Here is a 16,920-nt window from a genome sequence, read left to right as displayed (position 1 = left end):
CAATACCTTGTCCTAGCGGGCGCCGATTTTGCGGCCACTGGCCAGCAAGATCACGGTGATGATGATGACTCCGGTCATGATCAGCCGCACCCCGGCACCAAGGCCATAGGTGTTCAGCATCGACACGACCAGAAACATGAAAAGCGAGGCGCCCCAGATGCCCGGCACATTGCTGTTGCCGCCTGCGACGGCGGTGCCGCCGATCACCACGACGGCAATCGACATCAACAGGTACTCGGTCCCCATGTTGAGCGCCGCCCCGCCCGAGAAACAGGCGAGCAGATAGCCGCAGGCCGCGGCCAGCACGGCGCAGAGGAGGTAGGTCACGAAGCGCATGCCGTCCACCGCGATGCCCGCCATCCGCGCCGCGGCCAGGCTTTGGCCGATGGCGGCGATCCAGCGGCCATAAGGCGTGCGGTGCAAGAGGACCCAGGCCACGAGCGAAACCAGCAGCGCCACCAAAGCGATGTTCGGGATGCCAAAGGTGGTCAGCGTCGTGAAATCGGCCAGCACGGGGGGCGGCTTGATCCGCAAACCGCGGTTGGTCCAGATCGCGGCGGATTGCACGATGAAGCTCATCGACAGGGTGGCGATGATCGGCGGGATGCGCAGCGCCTTGATCAGGGCATAGTTCAGCATGCCGACCGCGACGCCAACCGCAAGGGCGATGGCGAGCCCCTGCAGGATCAGATCGTTCTGGCCGTCCATGAATTTCAGCGAAACCGTCCCGGCCAGGGTCATGGTGGCCGGCACCGACAGGTCGATGTTGCCGGGGCCCAGCGTGATCACGAACATCTGGCCGATGCCCACCAGCACGGAAAAGGCGGCAAAGGTCAGGGCTGCCTGCGACAGGCCCACGGTCGAGGCGCCTCGCGTGACGGCAATCGTCGCCAACCACACCGCGAGGGCTGCGACAAAGGACCAGACCCAGGGCTTTGCAAACAGCGCCTTCATGCCCGACCGCCTTTGCTTTCCAGAAGGTTCAGCGACAGCCGCAAGGCCAGCACGATGATCAGGATCGCGCCCTGCGCCCCGATCTGCCAATCCGGCGAGATGCGCAGGAAGGACAGGAAGGACCCCGCCAGCGTCAGGGTCAGTGCGCCGATGACCGCGCCCACGGGTGAGATGCGCCCTCCGGTGAACTCACCGCCGCCAAGGATCACCCCGGCAATCGACAGAAGCGTGTAGCGCAGGGCGATATTGGCATCGGCACTGGTGGTCAGGCCGACAAGGCAGATGCCCGCCGCGACGGCAAAGCTGGCGGCAAGGGCATAGGCCCCCGCCCGTGCGGCCACGATCGACCATCCGGCGCGGCTCACCGAGCGTTGATTGCCGCCCACCCCACGGATCAGCACCCCGAAGGAAGACCGCATGATCAGGAGATGCGCGAAGACCGCCAGGATCACGCTGGCGACAATCGCCATCGGCACCATGGGTGGTTTGGAGGTCATCACCGCCCGCGCCCATTCCGGCGCCGTGCCCCCGGGCGCCGGCAGAAGCAGCACGGCCAGACCCGCCCAGACAAAGCTCATCCCCAGGGTCACCACGATGGAGGGCAGGTCGCGCAAGTAGATGATCACCCCCATCACCGCATAGACCGCGATGGCGCCGAGCAGGATCGCGGCCCCCAGCAGCGGCGTGTCATGCAGATAGGTCGCCGCCACGCAGGCGACGAAGCTGACGAAGGTGCCCATCGACAGGTCCAGATCATTGACCGCCATGATCAGCATCTGAGCGATGGTGGCCAAAGCGATCGGCACCGCAAGGTTGAACAACAGGTTGAGGCCATTGTAGCTCATCGCGCGGGGTTGCAGGTAGAAGACGCCGGCCAGAAGCAGCAAAAGCGAGGCCACCGGGACGGCGAGACGCAGGGCGTCGGTCGAAATTCTCATGCGGCCGCTCCCTGGGCCGCGCCCTCGAACGAGGCGCGCAGGATGTTCTGTTCGCTGATTGCGTCGCCGGTCAGTTCCTCGACGATGGCGCCGTTGCGAAAGACGTAGACGCGGTCACAGAGCTGCATTTCTTCCATCTCGGTCGAGTACCAGACAAAGGTGCGTCCCGCCTCGGCCTCGGCGCGGATCATGCCGTAGACCTCGCGCTTGGTGCCGACATCGACGCCGCGCATCGGGTCGTCCATGAGCACGACAGGCGCGCGGGTGGAAAGGGCGCGGGCAAAGAGCACCTTCTGCTGGTTGCCGCCCGACAGCGACAGGATCTTGTTTTCCATGTCGGGGGTGCGGATCTCGATGCGGGCCTTCCATTCGGCGCCGCGCTTGGCCTCGGCGGCCTCCTGCAGCAGACCCCACCGCGACAGATCCCCCAAGGAAGCCACGGTCATGTTCTTCAGAATGCTCCACAGCTCGAAAATGCCGTTCTCGCGACGGTCTCCGGCGACAAAGGTCACGGCAGGGTCGCGGCGGGGCCACCATTGCGGGCTGTGGCGATCGAACAGCGCCAGCAGCGTTCGGGTCTGGCCATGGCCGCCCAGACCGGCGAGGCCCACGACCTCGCCCTTGCAGGCCCGGAAGGGCAGGCCCTGCGGCAAGGCCAAGTCCAGAACCGGCTCGGTCGCGGGGCTGCTGCGGCGGGCCCCGGCCTGATGGGCGGAGGCGCTGCCCATCGCCTCGACCAGACCGGCGTGGTCAAAGCCACCGGCCCCGCGTTCGGCGACGATCTTGCCGTCCTTCATCACCACGATCCGGCTGGCGGTATCGAGAATTTCGTTCAGCATGTGCGAGATCAGGATCACCGCCCCGCCTGCCGCGACAAAGCGCCGGACATGGGCCAAAAGCTGGGCGGCAAGACCCGCATCCAGCGAAGAGGTGGGCTCGTCCAGGATCACAAGGCGCGGCGGCTGGCCGGGGTCGGAAAAGGCCATCGCAATCTCGACCATCTGGCGCTGGGCGATCGACAAGGCGCCGACCTGGCCGGAAACATCAATGCCGTGCCCCGGAAAGACCGTATCAAGGCTGGCGGCGATGATGCCCGCAGCCCGGGCGCGCCAGCCAATGCCGCCGAGGCTGCGGTGCATGATGCGGGTGTTTTCGATGATGCTGAGGTTCGGGCAAAGCGACAGTTCCTGAAACACGCAGCGCAGACCCCGGCTGCGCGCCACGCCGATCCCGTAGGGGAGGAGCCGCGTGCCGTCGCTGAAGATCTCGCCCTGATGCGGGGTCAGGCCGCCGTTGATCACCGAAACGATGGTCGACTTGCCCGCGCCGTTGTGGCCGACCAGACCGATGCACTCGCCCGGCAGCACCGCCAGCGACACGCCGTCCAGCGCCCGCACTTCGCCAAAGCGCACCGCGGCATTGGCGACTTCCAGAAGGGGAATGGGCGGGGTCATGGCGGCTTTCCGTCTGTCAGGGGTAATGAAACCTGCCCCCTGAGAGGGCAAGGGGCAGGTTCGTTTGCCGGCACGGGGCGCGCAGACCCCGTGCCGACGAGGGTTCGGGTTATTTGGTGGCGGCGATCACGGCGATCGCGTCTTCCTGGCTGTATTCGACATTGGCCACGCCGCCGGCCTGGGTCTTGGCCAGGTTGGCTTCAAGGTTGTCCTGGTCGATGCGCAGGAAGGGCACGGTCAGATCCTTCGGCACCGTCTTGCCATCCAGAATTTGCTGCGCCACCCAGAAGGCCAGGGTCGAGACGCCGGGCGCGATCGACACCGACATGGTGGTGTAGCCATTGGCGTCCTTCTGCTCTTTCCACCACTTCAGCTCGTCCTCACGGTTGCCCATGATGATGGTCGGCATCTTGCGGTCGGTGGCGGCAATCGCCTGGGCCGCGCCATAGCCGTCGCCGCCTTGCGTCACGACCCCGACGATTTCCGGCAGCGAGGGCAGGATGCCGGCCACGGCCTTCTGCGCCACGTCCTGCGCCCAGTCGCCATGGACCGAACCCACGATCTTGAACTGCGGGAACTGAGCCACACCTGCGGCAATCCCGGCGGAGATCTCGTCATCGACCGAAACACCGGCCAGACCGCGGATCTCCAGCAGATTGCCGCCCTTGGGCAGAACGCCGGCGAGGTATTCGACCTGGCTGCGACCCATTTCCTTGAAGTTCACCGCGATGCGCCAGGCGCAGGGCTCGGTCACGATGCCGTCGAAGGAGACGACGGTGATCCCCGCATCGCAGGCCTCTTTCACCGCACCGTTCAGCGCCGTGGGCGAGGCTGCGTTGATCACGATGGCATCGTAGCCCTGCAGAATCATGTTCTGGATCTGGGCAGCCTGCTCGGTCGCCTGGTTTTCAGCGGTGGTGAAGGCGTCTGCGGAAGCGACGACCCCGGATTTCACGGCCGCGCCGGTGATTTTCTCCCAGCTGGTCAGCATGGCCTGACGCCACGAGTTTCCAGCGTAATTGTTGGAGAAGGCAATCTTTTTAGCGGAAGTATCGGCCAAGGCGGGCATGGCCACGGCAAGAATTGTGGCCGAGGCCAGCAATATCGTTCTGGTATTCATGTCTCTCTCCCTAGGTGTGCTGCGCGCAGGCAGCCGTAATGGCCTTTCCCTGCCGGGTGGCCGCTTTCTGCTTGTCTTGAAGCTGAGGTTCCTCCACTCAGTCCCAACAGGATGGGTCAGAAGGGCCAGTCTGTATAGGGTTTTTCAGGCAGGGGATTTGCGGGTTTCCCCCAAAAATCTGCGGGTTCCCGCAAGCGCTTTGCACCGGCAGCAGTAGGCTCGCCGCGGCTTGTCTGCCATGATCCGCAGGTGCGGCGGTAGACGCCCCAGAGGATAGCAAGATGGTCGACACATCCCCGACGGCCTTGCTGGACCACCTGTTCAGCATTTCGCGCCTTCTGGCGGGGCAGCTGGATTTCCAGTCGGCGATCCAGGCGGTCTCGACCGAGATCGCGCAGATCCTGCCGCATGATCATCTGGATGTCTGCATCCTGCGCGCCGACGGGCTGTTTCACACTGCCTATGAAAGCGGGATCGAGACGGATTGGGGCAAGCAGCCCCATGCCCCCATCGCCAACAGCCCAATCCGCGCGCTGCTGCAGGGCGCGGTCGACCATATTCTGACCGAGGATGCCTGCACCGACCCGCGTTTTCAGTTCGTCGGCGGGTTTTACAAGCCGATCCACGACCACGGATTGCGCGCCCGCATCCATGTGCCGATGATGGTGCATGGCGAGGTGATCGGCGCTTTCAGCGCCTCTTTGCAGCGCGCCGGGGCCTATGGGGCGGAGGATGTCCGCAATGCCCGCTATATCGCCGATCTCCTCTCGCCCTATTTCTACGCCCTGCGCGCCTCTGAACAGGCGCAGCGTTCCGCCATCATCGAGGCCGAGGCCCGCGCCCGCGAGGAGGGCCTGCGGCTGGGTGCCCTGAAGCTGACCGAAGCTTTGGAAAGCGAGCGCCAGCGCATCGGCATGGATCTGCACGACCAGACCTTGGCCGACCTGACACGGCTGACCCGCCTTCTGGAACGGCTTCCGCACGAGGGCACGGCGCCGGCCGAGGCGGTGGAGCCGATCACCCGGGGACTGCACCTTTGCATGCAGGATCTGCGGCAGATCATCGAACAGGCCAAGCCCTCATTGCTGCAACTCTTCGGCTTCTGCCATGCCATCGAACACCACTTGGACCGGGCGATCCGCGACTCGGGTCAGGGCATCCACTGGACGTTGAAGGACGATTCCGGAGGGGCTTTCGATGCCCTGGAACCCCAGGTCAGCATCGCGCTTTACCGGATCGCACAAGAGGCGATCAACAATGCCGTGAGCCACGGCGAGGCGCGGCGGATCTCGGTGCAGCTGGCGGCGATCGCGGGGCAGATTTCCCTTGTCGTCAGCGACGATGGCAAGGGGATCACCAAGAAGCGCACCCGGATCGGCAGCGGCATCGACAACATGAAGACAAGGGCGCGCCTGATCTCGGCGCGCTGCACGCTGGCGACAGGGATCGGTGGCGGCGGCACCAGCGTGGGCATCGTGCTGCCGCTGGCGTCGCAACCGGGCCTGCAGGCCATCGCAGAATGAAGAGGACGGACATGGAAGTGCTGATCGTCGAGGATGACCCGCTGCACCGTTCTTTCCTGCGCGAGCAGGTCAGTGCCGCCTTGCCGGAAAGCCTCACCATCCACGAGGCCGAAAACGGCCAGCAGGGCGAGATCCTGGCGCGCGCCCACCGTTCCGCCTTCATCGTCATGGACCTGCAGATGAACGCCCGCAACGGCATCGAGGCGGCCCGCACGATCTGGCGCGAGCGGCCCGACACCCGCATCCTTTTCTGGTCGAACTACGCCGACGAGGCCTATGTGCGCGGCGTCAGCCGGATCGTGCCCAATGGCGCGGCCTATGGCTATGTGCTGAAATCCACTTCGGAAGAGCGGCTGAAACTGGCGCTGCGCAGCATTTTCATCGAGAACCAATGCGTGATCGACAACGAGGTGCGCGGCATGCAGCAGCGCAGCTTCGCCCAGACCTCGGGGTTCAGCGATTCCGAATACGAGATCCTGATGGACATTGCCCTTGGCATGACCGACCGCGTGATCTCCGAACGCCGCCATCTGTCGCTGCGGTCGGTACAGAACCGTCTGCAGCAGATCTACAGCAAGCTGGACGTCCACCCCTCCCCCGACAGCCCGCGCGACGACAGCCCTTACAACCTGCGCGCCAGGGCGGTGACCGTGGCCATGCTGCGCAAACTGCTGAACTACGGCGCGCTGGAAAAGGCCGAGGCCGAGCTGCAGCACTGGATGCGCGGGCGTTAGGCCCCCTTGGGGCCCGGGCCTCAGTGCGGGGTGAAAACCGCCCGGTGATCGGCCAGGAACTGACCGAAGCTGATCGGGGCGCGACCGGTGACGGCGGCCACATCCGGGCTGACCTCTGCCGCCTCGCTCCGGTCGTAATGGGCGTAATCCTCGATCAGCCCTTCGGCCTGCCACTGCGGAAGGCCCATGTCCAACACGGCCTGCAGCATCGCCTCCGCCGGGATCCGGGCGAATTGGACCTTCTGGCCGGTGAGGGCCGCGATGGAGGCCGCAATCTCGGCATGGCTCAACGCTTCCGGCCCGGTGATGTCATGAACCTTGCCGACATGGCCCTGCTCCGTCAGCGCGGCGAAACCCAGGGCGGCGATGTCGCGCAGATCGACCAGACTGATCCTTGCCGCACCGATTGGCGCGACGATCATCCCCTTGGCGCGGACCATCGGCGCCATCGCGAGGAACCCCTGCATGAAGAGGTTCGGGCGCAGGAAGGTGTATTCCATCCCGCTCTGCCGGATCGCCTGCTCGACCGCGGCGTGATAGCGCAGGAAACGCACGGGCGAGGCCGCATCGGCGTGCAGTTGCGAAAGTTTGACGATATGCCCCACCCCGGCGCGGGCCGCGGCGGTGACAAAGGCGCCTTGCTGCGCCTCGGCCCGCTCGGTCGAATTGGTCAACAGGAATGCCCGGGTGATGCCCTGCATCGCAGGGACCAGCGAGGCCGGATCGTCCAGGTCGGCCAGCACGGGCGTGATCTGCGGCAAGGCGGCCAGCTTGGCGGCTGCGGCAGAACTGCGGGCAATGGCGCGGGCCGGAATGCCCGCCGATGAAAGGCGTTGGGCGATTTCAAAACCCACCGCGCCGGTGGCACCTGACAAAAGGATCATTGCAGTCTCTTTTCAAGGGTTAGCTTGCTGTCTCGCAGCACCCCCGGACCATCGCAGCTGCACGCCTGGCATAAAATTGACAATATCTTCCAGCCGACTAGTATAAATCTTATGAGCCAACCGATCGACTGGGAACACCAGCGCGCCTTTCTCGCCGTCCTGCGCGAAGGCAGCCTCTCGGCCGCAGCCCGCGCCCTGGGCCTGGCGCAACCCACCATCCGCCGCCGGATCGAGGATCTGGAGGCCGCGCATGGCGTGGTTCTCTTCACCCGCTCGCCCACAGGTCTTTTGCCCACCGCCATCGCGCTTGATCTGCAGACCCATGCCCTGACCATGGCCCGCGCAGCGGAGGCTTTCGGCCGCACCGCCTCGGCCGAGGCGGGTGCGGCGGCGGGCGTGGTGAGAATCTCAGCCAGCGAGGTTATGGGGGTCGAGGTGCTTCCCCGGCTTTTGGCGCCCTTGCGCGCGCGTCACCCCGGGCTTGTCATCGAGATGGACCTATCCAATGCCCAGGCCGATCTCTTGCGCCACGAGGCCGACGTGGCGCTGCGCATGGTGTGCCCGGCGCAAGGCGCCCTGGTGGCCAAGGCCGTGGGGCGCATTTCCTACGGCTTGCACGCCCACAGCAGCTATATCGCCCGTCATGGGGTGCCGCAAACTCTGGCCGATCTGAAGGGTCATGCGCTGATCGGGTTCCAGACCGAAACGGCGACGATCGCCGCCCTGCGCGCCCAGGGGCTGACGCTGCAACCCGGAGATTTCGCCTATCGGACGGACAGTGACCTCGGGCAGTTGGCGGCCATCCGGGCCGGAATCGGGATCGGCGTCTGCCAGACCGCCATCGCCCGGCGCGACCCCGACCTTGTGCCGGTTCTGGCCGATGACTTTCGCCTTGGGCAGGAAACCTGGGTGGTCACCCATGAGAACCTGCGCCATGTGCGCCGCGTCAGCCTGGTGTTTGACGCGCTGGTCGCCGGGCTGGCGGGGTAGCCGAACCTGAAAAGACTGATGCCGGGAAACAAAGCCGGGCGGGCGGCCCGAAAACCGCCCGCCACCCTGATCGCGCCTATTTGGCGGGCGTGACCTTCGTTGCCTCGTTCTTGCTGACCTTCACGTCGAACACGACCTCCACCTCCTCATCCGCCTTCATCTTCGACATAACGATGGTGGCGGGGACGACGTAGACGACGCCGGTGTCAAGGGTGAGGGTATGCGCGGCCGCGTCCGTCGACTTGATCGTGCCGGTAACGGTGGCTGCCGCAGCGGATGCAAGGCCGGTGCCAGCAAGCAGCGCGAAGGCAGCCATGGGGGCCAGGATCTTCTTCGTGATTTAGCTCTTTCTTGGCTTGGAATTTGACTCGCGCCCCGTGACACATCGACGTTTCCCGACCGCGACCGCCTGTGCTGCGCCCATTGGGTTTGCATTGACGTACATCATTCCCAAAAGCGCGCCCTTGCCCCAAGCCATCCTGCAAGGGCCATCCGGCCGCATCTCGGGGCGCAAAGGCCGGGGGGATCGAACATGACGCCACAGGACATCCTTCCGGCGCCGTCACCGCGCCTCTGCGGCATCACGTCAGTTGCCGCCCCTCCGGCCACCGGAGATGATGGATCGGCAGAGACGCCAGTCAGGAACAGCAGAAGGGGCGCTTCGGCCATGGAACCGCCTTTACCGGCGCAAAAGCCACCCAGCGGGCCTTCCGCAAGGCGCGACGACGCGGCTTTGACATCGAAGCGCGCCCTGATCGTCGCCTGGGGCTTTGGGCTCCTCTGTTTCTTCGGGTTCGTCGTCGTTGTCCTTCACCTCGGCGAGGTGACGGAATTCACCTCGCTGGCCGAGGCCGCCCGCCCGGAATGGCTGCTGCTCGCGCTGCTGGCGCAGACGGCGACCTATGGTTGCGAGGCCGCCGTCTGGCATGTGGCCACGCTGCGCGCCGGCCATGCCCGAAGCTGGGCCTCGTTGCTGCCGCTGAGCGTGGCGAAGCTCTTCACCGATCAGGCGATGCCAAGCGGCGGGATCGGCGGCGCGCTTCTGATGATGGAGGGCCTGCGGCGGCGCGGACTGCCGGGGCCAGCCGCCATGGCGGTCATGCTCGCCGCCATGGTTTCGGCCTTCGCGGCCTATATCACGGCGACGCTGGGCGGGCTTGCGGTTCTTGCCTGGTATCACCACGCGGACCCGGCTGCCCTGGGCGCCACGGCCGTGCTGACCCTGATCTCCATTGCCATTCCGGCTTCGGTCCTTCTGTTGCGGCGCTGGCGGGACCGGCTGCGTGCCGTGCGCCTGTTGCAGTCGCGCGGCATGACCGCACTTCTGGACACGCTGGCCGAGGCGCCGACCGATCTGCTGCGCGACCCCGGACTTCTGCTGCGGACCTGGGCCCTGCAGGGCATGATCTTCCTTCTGGATGCCCTGACGCTCTGGCTGATCTTTCGCGCCGTGGGGCAGGAGTTGGGGTTCTGGGTTGCCTATGCCGGTTTGGTGACGGCTTCGGCTGCGGCCACGGTGGCGCCGATGCCCGGCGGTCTGGGCGCTTTCGAGGCCGGTTCGGTGGCGATGCTGACCCTGCTGGGGGTGCCACTGGAAAGCGCCGCCGCCGGAACGCTGCTGTTGCGCGGGATGACGTTCTGGCTGCCGATGGTGCCGGGTCTGTGGCTGGCCCGGCGTGAGATCAGGTCGGAGGTGACGCCATGATACCCCCCACCGCCACCCTGCCTCCCGGTCAGGTGGGCATGAACCCCCGCGCTGCCCGCCCCGTGCAGGCCCCCGCGTCGAGGAAACCGCGATGCCCTTGAACAAACTGCCAATGACGCACCAGACAGAGATACAATTGCCGCCGACAGACGCCTTGCGCGGCCCCCTCTCGGCGGTGCTGGCGCGCTTGGGCGCATCGGAAGACGGCCTGACCCGGGGCGAAGCGGCCCGGCGGGCGGATGTCCACGGGCCCAATCTGATCGAGGATGCCCGGCGCAGCCGCTGGCTGGGTGCCCTGCTCGCCCGGTTTCGCAACCCGCTTGTCCTGATCCTGCTGTTTGCCGCCGCAGTGTCCGCCGCGACGCGCGACCCGCAGAGCTTTGTCATCATCACGACCATCGTCGTCGTCTCGATCCTGATCGACTTCTTGCAGGAGCGCCGCGCCGACACGGCCGCCGCCATGCTGCGGGACCGCGTGGCGCTGCAGGTCCGCGCTCTGCGTGACGGGGTTGAGACCGATATCCCCGCCGCCGCGCTCGTGCCGGGGGATGTGGTCCTCCTCTCGGCGGGCTGCCTGGTGCCCGCCGACTGCCGCCTGATCGCGGCCCGCGACCTTTTCGTGAACGAGGCGCTCCTGACCGGCGAGACCTACCCGGCCGAGAAAAGCGCCGATGGCCCGGGCGACGACGACACGTCCGCCGTCTTCATGCGCAGTTCCGTCGTCAGCGGCACGGCGAAGGCGCTTGTGGTGGCGACCGGCGCCGATACCCGGATCGGGGCGATCGCGCAAAGCCTGCAGCAAGAGCCACCGCCGACAGCCTTCGCGGTCGGCCTGCGCGATTTCAGTCTGATGATCGTCCGGCTGACCGTCCTGCTGGTGCTTTTCGTGCTGCTGGTCAACCTCTTGTTCCACCGCCCGCTGCTCGACTCGTTCCTCTTTGCCATGGCCCTCGCGGTCGGCCTGACGCCAGAGCTGTTGCCGATGATCGTCTCGGTCACCCTGGCGCATGGGGCGATCCGGATGTCGCGCAAGGATGTCATCGTGAAGCACCTGCCCGCGATCCACGATCTGGGCAGCATGGACGTGCTGTGCAGCGACAAGACCGGCACCCTGACCGAGGCGCGCATCCGTCTGGTGCGCGAAATCGACATCCGGGGCGCCGACAGCACCAGCGTGCTGGAATGGGCCCATGTCAACGCGGCCTTCGAGACCGGCCTGAAAAGCCCGCTCGACGATGCGATCCTCGACCGGGCGCCCGCCGACCTCGGGGCCTGGAAGAAGATTGACGAGGTGCCTTTCGATTTCGAACGCCGCCGCGTCTCGGTGCTGGCCGAACGTGCGGGCCGCCGGTTTCTGGTGCTCAAGGGCGCGCCCGAAGACGTGCTGGATCTGTGCGCCCGGTATCAGTCCGGCCCCGAGACCGAGGCGGAGCCCTTCGACGCTACCACCCGTGCCCTCGCGCGTGCCACCTTCGAACAGCTTGGCGCCGCGGGGTTCCGCGTGCTTGGCGTCGCCTGGCGCGAGGTCGCGCCCGACATCGGCCATGCCGGCAAGGCCGACGAGGCCGACCTGACCTTCGCAGGCTTCGCCGCCTTCCTCGACCCGCCAAAGGAAAGCGCGCGCGCGGCACTGGCCGCACTTCGGCAGCTGGGCGTGGCGATCCGGGTCGTGACCGGCGACAACGAGAGGGTGACGCAGCATGTCTGCGAAGAGCTTGGGATTACGATCAAAGGCATCCTGACCGGCCCCGAACTGGACACCCTGTCGGACGAGGCGCTGTCGGCGCGCCTTGCGCAGGTCACGCTGTTCTGCCGCGTCAATCCGGCGCAGAAGGCCAGGATCATCCGTGCCCTGCGCCGCAGGGGCCATGTCGTGGGCTATCTTGGCGACGGGATCAACGACGCGCCCTCGCTGCGGGCGGCCGATGTGGGCATGTCGGTCGAAGGCGCCGTGGATGTGGCGCGCGAGGCGGCGGCGATCATCCTGCTGCGCAACGATCTGGGCGTTCTTGCCGAAGGGGTGCGCGAAGGCCGGCGGACCTTCGCCAACATCCTCAAATACGTGATGATGGGCACGAGTTCGAGCTTCGGCAACATGTTCTCGATGGCGGGCGCCGTGGTGATCCTGCCCTTCCTGCCGATGGTTCCGGTGCAGATCCTGCTCAACAACCTGATCTATTACATCTCCGAGATCACGATCCCGCTGGACCGGGTCGACGAGGTGATGATCGCGCGGCCCCGGCACTGGGATCTGCGCTTCGTGCGCAATTTCATGCTGGTCTTCGGTTCGGCGAGTTCGGCTTTCGACTACCTGACCTTTGGCCTCCTGATCTGGGTGTTCCACGGCGGCGAGGCGATATTTCAGACCGGCTGGTTCGTGGAATCGCTCGCCACCCAGACGCTGGTCATCTTCGTGATCCGCACCCGCGGCCAGCCCTTCCGCAGCCGGCCCCATCCGCTGCTGACCGCCACGACCCTTGCTGCGGTGGCGGTCGGGGTGGGGCTGCCCTATTCCCCCTTCGGGGCGTGGTTCGGGTTCGTGCCGCTGCCGGGGCACATGGTGCTGGCGCTGGCGGGGATGACGGCGGCCTATCTCCTCCTCACTCAGGGCCTTAAGACATGGTTCTATCGGCATTTCGCCCCCGCGGGCGAAACGCACAAAAGCCTGCGGCCGCCCCTTGAAGGGCGCCAAGGGATGGGCCACGAACAGATGGACCCGCGTCGCGCGGCAGGAGGTCGCCCGATCGACGCACATCAAGGTCAACAGACCGGCGAGCATCTGTTTTCGCCCGGGCCGAGGAAGCGGAAAGATCAAGAATGATCAATCCTCTGGGCAAAGGCAGGGGGCGCAGAGGCCGGTGCCCGCAGTTGCCCGCGCAGCGCCTGCCGGGCGCCGCGTGCACCTTGGTCGGTAGCTCTTCGCGGTCGGACTGATCCTGCTTCTCGCCGCCACACTTGGCTGGTGGACCCTGCGGACGCGCCCTTCTGTCAACTTCAGGACGGCTCCTGTCGACTGCGGCGTGGTGGCGCGGTTGGTCTCGGCCACGCGGACAGTCAACCCGACCCTGACCCTCAGGGTCGGCACCTGTGCGTCACGCGTGGTGCGCGACATGTCTTATGATTTCAGCACCAGGGTGACCAAGGACCGGGCGACCCTCCCCCATGCCAAGCTGAAGTCGGATCGCAACGCCAGACTGGCCCGGCAGGAGGCGGCCAGCCGGGGTGCTGCGGACCTGGCGCTCAGCGTCTATGGCGAGGCACAGGCGCAAATCCACTTCGCTCAGGCCACCATTGCGCAGCGCAAGGCGGCGCACGATGCGGCGCAGATCAATCTCGGCTAGACTGAGATCGTGTTACCCTTGGATGGCACGGTCCTGTCGCGGAACGTGACGGCCGCTTAATCGAATTCCAGGGCGGCCGCACCTCCCTGTTCAACGGCGTCAATGGCGCAAGGGCCAGCGAACGGGAGCTTGCCTCCCGCCGCGGGCAGAAGCCGGGCCTCGGGTTCCAGAGTCTTAACCTGCTGGCGCGGGCGAGCGCGCTCCAAGATGTCGCGCTGCCGCTGTTCCATTCCGCCAGTGCGCCGACCGGCAATCTGGACACCAGAACCGCGCATGAAATCATGGAGGCCTGAAGCGCGACCACGGCGTGACCATCATGGTCCTCACCCACGAACCCGACATTGTCGCCCATACCGACCGGGTCGTGACCGTGCGCGATGGGGCGGTGGTTTCGGATGTCGCGGTGACGCGGCCAGCCTCGCGATGGCGCTGATGACCGCGATCAGCGAGGCCTTGTGCCGCATGCTCCACGCCATCGCCTCATCCGTGGCTTGCGGCGGCGGCCAGCCCGGCCGTGTTGTCCTCGGCCGGAAGGATGACAATGCCGGAAACCGGCTCGATCCAGACAAGGTGATCCACCACCGCGGTCACGCCGCGGACATTCTCGGCCGCGACGCGGGCGGCGAGGCGCTCGCGCTCGTCCAGAATCGTGCCGCTCAGATCGACCACACCGCCCTCGACATGGACGCGGATCAGGTTGTGGCCCCAGGATTGCTTGGCAAATTCCGCAAGCACATCGGCGCGGATCTGCGCGTCGCTGACGGCCCTGGCTGTGCCCGTGCCGGAGGAGACAGCCCCGGCCCCCGGCAGCGCCCGCGCCAAGGCGCGCATCACATCCGAGCGCGCGAGGATGCCGACGAGCTTGCCCTCTCCGACCACGGGAAGCCGCTTGATGCGCTGCCGGGTCATCATCTCCACCGCCTCTTCCAGCGGGGCCGAAGGCTCGATCGTCACCGGCGCGCGCGTCATCACCTCATCCACCTTGCGGCCATGGGCATGGACATATTCGTCCGCGGCCTTGCCGGGGCTGACGAAAAATTCCAGCCAATGCGGCCGCTGGATCTCGGTGCCAAGCTCGCTGCGGCGCAACAGATCGCCTTCGCTGATCACGCCGACCAGCGCCCCGTCGCGGCGCACCACCGGCAGGCCGCTGATCCGTTGCGCCAGCATCAGACGGGCGGCCTGTGCCACGATGGCAGAAGGCTCGATGCTGATCACCGGCGTTGTCATCACATCCTTGACGAACATCCTTTTCCCCTTGTTGCCCCATTCCCTTGCCGCCGCCCGGTTACCTGCGCCGGTCTCCACTCAACTGCAGCAGCATCAGGAACAGGTTGATGAAATCGAGATACAGCGTCAGGGCCCCCATCACCGCCTTCTTGGTCGAGATGTCGCCCGGATCGCTTTCCAGGTAGATCGCCTTGATGCGCTGCGTGTCGAAGGCGGTCAGGCCGGTGAACACCACGACCCCGATGACCGAGATCGCGAATTGCAGCGCCGTGGACTGCAGAAGCAGATTGACGAGGCTGGCCAGCAGGATCCCGACCAGACCCATGACCAGAAAAGCGCCGAACTGTGTGAGGTCGCGTTTGGTCGTATAGCCGTAAAGGCTCATGGCGGCGAAGGTGGCCGCGCTGACAAAGAAGGTGCGGGCGATGCCTGTGCCGGTGTAGACCAGAAATATCCCCGCCAGCGACAGGCCCATGAGTGCGGCATAGAGCCAGAACGCGATCACCGCCGCCCCCGCGCTCATCCGCTCGATCCGCCAGCTCACGAAGAAAGCGACCGCGAGCGGCGCCAGCAGAACCAGCCAAATCAGGGGCGTGCCGGCGAGGTATTGGTAGAGGCCGCTCGCCACCGCGAGATACCCGACAAGCCCGCTGACGGCGAGACCGGCGGCCATGGTGTTAAAGACCTGCAACATGTAGCGGCGCAGGCCGGGATCGACGCGCGCGCCCTGCCAGGCGGATTGGTCATCGATGGGAAAGCGATTTTGCCGGAATTCGCGGGCCATGCCTCTGCATCCTCTTCCAAGCGACCAAGGCCAGACTGACCGCCGCAGGGCATCAACCACCACGGCCCGAGGGCCCGGCTCAGCGTGAAATCTGGCCCCGCCGGGCGGGGAACGCATTGATCCACATCAAGAGGACGGTAACACTTTGGCCAGTCGGGCAGCGGCCGCGCTCAAGGGGATATGCCGCCAGAGGGCCTGGGTCTGCCCCAAGCCATGCCAGCGGGCCGCATGGACCCCGGTCTCCGCGGTCGCATCCACGTCCTGTCAGGGACTGGCGCGGGAACGTATTGCTTTCCCGGGCGTTGCACCCGAAGAATCCGTCGTGGCACAGCTGTGATGACGCAAGCGTTTGCGGCGCGTTCAGGAACCTGGCGGGCGCGTGTGGCTTCCGGTCCGGTTTCGCACAAGGCCGGTTTCGCAAAGAAGGAGTGACGGATGCAGAGCAGCGGCGGTCGGAGGGGCGGCTTTCTTCTTGGTATCGCCCTCGCGGCCTTGTGTGCCTTGACCGGGGTCCTGATCCTGTGGCGGGCCAGCCTCGCGCTTGGGTGCACCAGCGGCTGCCTGATGGTGCCGCTGGATCTGGAGATTGCCCAGCGCCTGCGCGAGATGCGCAGCCCTTGGGTCGTGCGCTTTTTCGCCTGGGTCACGTCCTTTGGCTATTGGGGCGTGGTCTTCCTGATCGCCGCCACCTCGTCTACGCTGATGGTGCTGAACCGCAGGACGTTTTATCTGCCGGGGCTCTGGCTGGCGCTTGTGGCCAATCAGATCACCGTGACGATGATGAAAACCCACTTCGCGCGGCTCAGGCCCGAGTTTGCCACCTACCGCGAGCTCAGCGCCTCGTTTCCAAGCGGCCACAGTGCGGCGAGCGCGGTGCTGTACGGATTTCTGACCTATCTGCTGATCCGCGAAAGGGTGCTGCTGCCCCGGCCGCTCGCGGCAGCCTTCGGTGCCACGGCTGCCCTCTTGGTGGGCGCCAGTCGGCTTGTCCTCGGCGAGCATTTCCTCAGCGACGTTCTGGGCGGTTATCTGGTCGGCGGGCTATGGCTCCTTGCCGGCATTGGCCTGACCGAAGGGCTGCGTGGCAGGGCTTTCGGGCCTTCGGCGACGCTGACCCTTGCGCAGCGGCGCTTCGCCTCCCGGGCGGTGATCTTCTGCGCCCTTGTGGCGATTTTGGCGGTGACGGTCCTGTATCAGCGCAATCTTCAGGGCCTTGTCATAACCCTGCCAGAGCCTGCCGGGACACTCGCCCCGGCGCCGTGA

General features: G+C 66.1%; 16 protein-coding genes. 8 read left to right on the top strand and 8 right to left on the bottom strand.

Annotated elements, in window-relative coordinates; translation table 11 throughout:
* Positions 1-12: 12 nt before the first annotated feature.
* The 4 genes from AC1DVR_RS03845 to AC1DVR_RS03830 form a co-directional block, all read right to left on the bottom strand.
* Positions 13-954 carry an ABC transporter permease gene (locus AC1DVR_RS03845; RefSeq protein WP_477999202.1) on the bottom strand — a complete coding sequence of 314 codons (942 nt, stop codon included), beginning with the start codon at positions 952-954 and terminating at the stop codon, positions 13-15.
* Positions 951-1,892 (bottom strand): ABC transporter permease, encoded by a 942-nt coding sequence (locus AC1DVR_RS03840; RefSeq protein ID WP_477999201.1) that lies wholly within the window; start codon positions 1,890-1,892, stop codon positions 951-953. Before AC1DVR_RS03840 ends, AC1DVR_RS03845 begins: the two co-directional genes overlap by 4 nt.
* A complete protein-coding gene (locus AC1DVR_RS03835) occupies positions 1,889-3,346 on the bottom strand; it encodes a sugar ABC transporter ATP-binding protein (protein ID WP_477999200.1) in 1,458 nt (485 codons plus the stop codon). The genes AC1DVR_RS03840 and AC1DVR_RS03835 overlap by 4 nt, the downstream gene beginning before the upstream one ends.
* A gap of 109 nt (positions 3,347-3,455) precedes the next feature.
* Complete coding sequence (locus AC1DVR_RS03830; protein WP_477999199.1) at positions 3,456-4,466, bottom strand: substrate-binding domain-containing protein; 1,011 nt, start codon at positions 4,464-4,466, stop codon at positions 3,456-3,458.
* A 281-nt stretch (positions 4,467-4,747) separates the two neighbouring features.
* Between AC1DVR_RS03830 and AC1DVR_RS03825 the strand changes: the two genes are divergently transcribed.
* Entirely contained in the window at positions 4,748-5,989 is a 1,242-nt protein-coding gene (locus tag AC1DVR_RS03825; RefSeq protein ID WP_477999198.1) for a GAF domain-containing sensor histidine kinase, read from the top strand.
* 11 nt (positions 5,990-6,000) lie between these two features.
* Positions 6,001-6,723 (top strand): response regulator, encoded by a 723-nt coding sequence (locus AC1DVR_RS03820; RefSeq protein WP_477999197.1) that lies wholly within the window; start codon positions 6,001-6,003, stop codon positions 6,721-6,723.
* 20 nt (positions 6,724-6,743) lie between these two features.
* Here AC1DVR_RS03820 and AC1DVR_RS03815 read toward each other — a convergent pair whose 3' ends face one another.
* Positions 6,744-7,607 (bottom strand): SDR family oxidoreductase, encoded by an 864-nt coding sequence (locus tag AC1DVR_RS03815; RefSeq protein WP_477999196.1) that lies wholly within the window; start codon positions 7,605-7,607, stop codon positions 6,744-6,746.
* Positions 7,608-7,718: 111 nt separating this feature from the next.
* Here AC1DVR_RS03815 and AC1DVR_RS03810 point away from each other — a divergent pair, with 111 nt between their 5' ends.
* Entirely contained in the window at positions 7,719-8,597 is an 879-nt protein-coding gene (locus AC1DVR_RS03810) for a LysR family transcriptional regulator (RefSeq protein ID WP_477999195.1), read from the top strand.
* A 76-nt stretch (positions 8,598-8,673) separates the two neighbouring features.
* On the opposite strand, the gene AC1DVR_RS03805 is transcribed toward AC1DVR_RS03810, so the two are convergent.
* A complete protein-coding gene (locus AC1DVR_RS03805; protein WP_477999194.1) occupies positions 8,674-8,913 on the bottom strand; it encodes a DUF1344 domain-containing protein in 240 nt (79 codons plus the stop codon).
* A 417-nt stretch (positions 8,914-9,330) separates the two neighbouring features.
* On the opposite strand from AC1DVR_RS03805, the gene AC1DVR_RS03800 reads away from it, so the two are divergent.
* From AC1DVR_RS03800 to AC1DVR_RS03785, 4 genes are all read left to right on the top strand, one after another.
* Complete coding sequence (locus AC1DVR_RS03800; RefSeq protein ID WP_477999193.1) at positions 9,331-10,302, top strand: lysylphosphatidylglycerol synthase transmembrane domain-containing protein; 972 nt, start codon at positions 9,331-9,333, stop codon at positions 10,300-10,302.
* Between the two features lie 136 nt (positions 10,303-10,438).
* Positions 10,439-13,123, top strand: a complete 2,685-nt coding sequence (mgtA, locus tag AC1DVR_RS03795; protein ID WP_477999192.1) for a magnesium-translocating P-type ATPase — start codon at positions 10,439-10,441, stop codon at positions 13,121-13,123.
* Positions 13,124-13,322: 199 nt separating this feature from the next.
* Positions 13,323-13,643, top strand: a complete 321-nt coding sequence (locus AC1DVR_RS03790; RefSeq protein ID WP_477999191.1) for a hypothetical protein — start codon at positions 13,323-13,325, stop codon at positions 13,641-13,643.
* A 307-nt stretch (positions 13,644-13,950) separates the two neighbouring features.
* Positions 13,951-14,076, top strand: coding sequence for a hypothetical protein (locus tag AC1DVR_RS03785; protein WP_477999190.1), 126 nt, complete (start codon positions 13,951-13,953; stop codon positions 14,074-14,076).
* A gap of 47 nt (positions 14,077-14,123) precedes the next feature.
* On the opposite strand, the gene AC1DVR_RS03780 is transcribed toward AC1DVR_RS03785, so the two are convergent.
* Together AC1DVR_RS03780 and AC1DVR_RS03775 are read right to left on the bottom strand one after the other, a co-directional pair.
* Entirely contained in the window at positions 14,124-14,891 is a 768-nt protein-coding gene (locus tag AC1DVR_RS03780; protein WP_477999189.1) for a CBS domain-containing protein, read from the bottom strand.
* Positions 14,892-14,931: 40 nt separating this feature from the next.
* Positions 14,932-15,657 (bottom strand): Bax inhibitor-1/YccA family protein, encoded by a 726-nt coding sequence (locus tag AC1DVR_RS03775; RefSeq protein ID WP_477999188.1) that lies wholly within the window; start codon positions 15,655-15,657, stop codon positions 14,932-14,934.
* Between the two features lie 435 nt (positions 15,658-16,092).
* Between AC1DVR_RS03775 and AC1DVR_RS03770 the strand changes: the two genes are divergently transcribed.
* Complete coding sequence (locus tag AC1DVR_RS03770) at positions 16,093-16,920, top strand: phosphatase PAP2 family protein (RefSeq protein WP_477999187.1); 828 nt, start codon at positions 16,093-16,095, stop codon at positions 16,918-16,920.

The organism is Rhodobacter sp. P2_H5, assembly GCF_056403335.1.
This window is presented reverse-complemented; position numbering and strand designations above follow the sequence as displayed.